The organism is Endozoicomonas arenosclerae (assembly GCF_001562015.1).
Classification (GTDB): Bacteria; Pseudomonadota; Gammaproteobacteria; order Pseudomonadales; family Endozoicomonadaceae; genus Endozoicomonas_A; species Endozoicomonas_A arenosclerae.
The window spans coordinates 1-3,378 of the sequence record NZ_LASA01000268.1 but is presented as its reverse complement, the minus strand read 5'-3'; the positions used below and the strand labels follow the sequence as shown (position 1 = coordinate 3,378).

Genomic DNA, 3,378 nt, shown 5'->3' with positions numbered 1-3,378 from the left:
ATGTTAGTATTAAGCTCCCCCCCCTTATTCTTAAGTTATTAAAGTGGAAAGCTGGAACCTTAACTAGCCTGTATTTAAATGAAAGACCTATTTTAAAAAAAACAAAAAATAGAAACAAAATAACAACTGTAAAGACTTTATCTTCAAATCCTGCATTCACTAAAATAAATGAAGAAGGAAAAAAAACAAAGATACTGGTTAATACAGCCCCACCAATAAAGTACTTAAGCTTTATCAAAAAGACAAAAAAAACAGTCAAACTGAAATATAAAAAATAGAAAAAAGGCGTTGTATATGAGAGAAAACTATCTAGAAACAAAACATTTACCTATCGAAAAGACTCTAACTAAACGTATAAAAAACTTAGGTAAGATAGCTTTAATAAAAAGTTTAATAAAAACCAGAGGCTTAAAGAAGCATATTTTATAAAATTTCATATTCAACTCATTAGCAACTTTTCTAAGAGAGATTATATTTTTCAGACTGTATTGATCTGATAGACCACCAGTTTTATATATTGCTAACGGCTTATCCACTTTAACTGTTATTTCACCTTCTAAGTTTTTAAGCATAAACAGAAGATCAGAATGCACACCAATATCACATTTATAAAAAGGTGTACTGGATGTTTTTTTTGTAATAAAACCTTGATGATGAAGTGGAAAACTAAGAAAGTCACTATAGTTATCAACTTTTGGTAGATGACAACTATAATATGATTTTTCATTCCTATCCAAGTTATATTGAATCACGTCGGTTACCACATTCTTTATTTTATGGTCATTTTTTATTATCTCAATAAATGGACTTAACTCAAGTAACTCATCATCAGCACCTAGTACAACTACAAACGAATCATCTTTACACAGCTTCATTCCTTTATTTAATGCATCATATATACCGTTATCTTCCTCACTCATCCAAAAACTGATAACATCACTGCGCTCAATCAACAATTCAACTGTACCGTCATCTGAACCACCATCAATAATTATTAAATCTATGTTCTTGTAACTTTGATTACAAACACTTTCAATGAGATTATCAATGTATTTTATCGAGTTAAATGTAGCGGTAACAATACTAATTTTGGGGTCATCAAGCACATGGCATTCTAATAAATCACGATTACTATGCCATAATCCACCACACGTAACAGAGCTACTAGTTATTAAACTCAACCGGGAAACTATATCATGACATTTATTATCTATATAAGGCATTACTTAAGAGAGCCCACTATAAATTACTTAATAATCTTTTTAGTAGATAGTAGATTCAGCTACTGCTTGATTCAAACAATAAGCACAACTAGAAAATCACAGAAAACAAATCTTCTTTGGACTTATATTCATCCTGATATTCAGCTTTGTTTTCACTATTAATTACTTGAGATAGAATATTTTTTTCTAACAATGCAGCTGACTCAATAATATCTATAGGCAATCTAATGACATTAACATTTTCATTAATCTCACTCTCAAAACCATACTTTGACTTTACTGTTGCAACAACATTACCATAATACAATGATTTCAATAAAGCACCTTCAATAGGAGCAGACCATAGACTCGGATTAATAGTTATTCTTGAATTGTAAACAGCCTCTCTTAAACCTGTTTCCCATGTACATTCCTTAAACTCTAAATTTTTAAGATTAATTTGATAGCCTATTTCATCTTCACAATCTTTTTTTTCAATAGGTATGAAAAATTTAAACTGCGGTAATCTTTTTGCCAATTCAATATAATAGCCAACCCCTTTCGCTAAAACACATGCACCATGATAAGTAAAATCATATTTAAATTTAAAGTCCTTCTCCCTAGCTGGTAGTGTCTTCAACGGTATTTCGCCGGTATCTAACCCTACTATATGGCATTTGCTATCTTCACCAAAAAAGACTTTAACTAACTCAGTTTGTTTTCTACATTGTGTTAAAAATACCACTTTTTTATAATTTCTTTTCATACTCATGACAAAATCCTGATAAGCACTTCTTTTATACTTAACAGGTTCTGAATGACAGGATTCATATGCAACATTATTACGATCTAAACAATGCAGGCATTCCGATGGCGAATGAGGATTTACATTATATGATTTCATACAAAAGAAACTATTATCCATTATATAGAAATACAGATTATTTCTTTCAACTAGCCTTATAAATTTACTATAACCCATCGTTTGAGGATGTAGTGCAAGTACTGTTGAATTTTTTATCCATCTAACTCGAAAAGAAAAAAAAAATTTATCTATCAACCTATTAATATATTCCGTTATTGCTTGGATATATTTTCTATCGTTTAACATTGAATTGATTGATCTATTTCTTCGCCCAAGTACTAATTTAAAACCTTTGCTCTCAGCTTCATCTGCAAGTTTTTTCATCAGTCTAGCCACACCTCCATCGTCTGATGGGGCTATCCTGCACACAAGATATTTGGTCTTATCCACGCGTCTTCTCAAATTCTAATTTCTTCAGAACGAAATGATTATTAATTGGCAGTATAAGTGCAGACAAACACAACGATAGTGTACTAGCATAAACAACACCAACACTGCCATAATGTCGTGCAAATATGATCGATAAAGGTATATTCAGTAGTGCCTGGACAATTGCCAAATACATTTGGATTTTTATTTTTGATGCGCCATTAAGAAAATATGCATATATATCGCACCAAACTCTAGTCAGCATATAGACTGCCATTGCAAGTGCCAAGTTTGATGGGATTGATATAGTCTGACCAATCCACAATGATATAAGTTCATCATGAAAGAGATATATAAACGAAGCAATAAGTATAGAAAACAAAAGTAAAATTTTAGATCTTCGTAGATTCTTAACTATAACCTGTATATTTTTTTCAGCATACGCCTTAGTATAAATGGCCCAAAGAGGGTTAAAATAGATACTAGCCATTATGATTAAAAAACTAAATAATCTGAATATAATTTCATAGGGTACGACTTCTTCTGGCCCCAGTATTTGAGTGATTATAATTTTATCTGTGGAGAATAATACCAGCACAGCGATTTGAATAACAAAAAATTGAGCACCAACATTTCCTATAGATGCTATTTTTTTTCTATTAAAATATGAAAATCTTGGTCTAAGCTTCTTGTTTTTTAAGAAAAACCATACTGTAAATAATAACGAAACAATAAGAGTTGAAAACCCATATGATATAGACTGAATAACAAGATTGCTTTCAAAAGTAACCATTCCAAAATACAACACCAACAAAACAAGAACATTTGACAAGAATTGCTTTAGTATTGTTTTACCCGTTTCATTCACAGCATGTAAAACTTGATCGGTAACTAGCATTGTAAAGTTTAATAAAAATAGTAATGCTACTATAAAGACTGATA

The 3,378-nt window shown here is 30.7% G+C and carries 4 protein-coding genes; 1 reads left to right on the top strand and 3 read right to left on the bottom strand.

Going from position 1 to position 3,378, the window contains the following annotated elements:
* A partial coding sequence (locus WG89_RS31830; protein ID WP_216638586.1) for a hypothetical protein occupies positions 1-278 on the top strand: 278 nt, incomplete at its 5' end.
* 27 nt (positions 279-305) lie between these two features.
* Here the strand turns inward: WG89_RS31830 and WG89_RS28670 are convergent.
* The 3 genes from WG89_RS28670 to WG89_RS28660 form a co-directional block, all read right to left on the bottom strand.
* Positions 306-1,223 carry a glycosyltransferase gene (locus WG89_RS28670; protein ID WP_079254117.1) on the bottom strand — a complete coding sequence of 306 codons (918 nt, stop codon included), beginning with the start codon at positions 1,221-1,223 and terminating at the stop codon, positions 306-308.
* A gap of 88 nt (positions 1,224-1,311) precedes the next feature.
* Positions 1,312-2,457 (bottom strand): hypothetical protein, encoded by a 1,146-nt coding sequence (locus tag WG89_RS28665; RefSeq protein ID WP_062271209.1) that lies wholly within the window; start codon positions 2,455-2,457, stop codon positions 1,312-1,314.
* A partial coding sequence (locus tag WG89_RS28660) for a lipopolysaccharide biosynthesis protein (protein WP_062271206.1) occupies positions 2,450-3,378 on the bottom strand: 929 nt, incomplete at its 5' end. The genes WG89_RS28660 and WG89_RS28665, both read right to left, overlap by 8 nt.

Bases quoted from the DNA above. Each gene is read 5' to 3' on its own strand.
- WG89_RS28670 (WP_079254117.1), bottom strand. From the start codon at position 1,223: ATGCCTTATATAGATAATAAATGTCATGATATAGTTTCCCGGTTGAGT.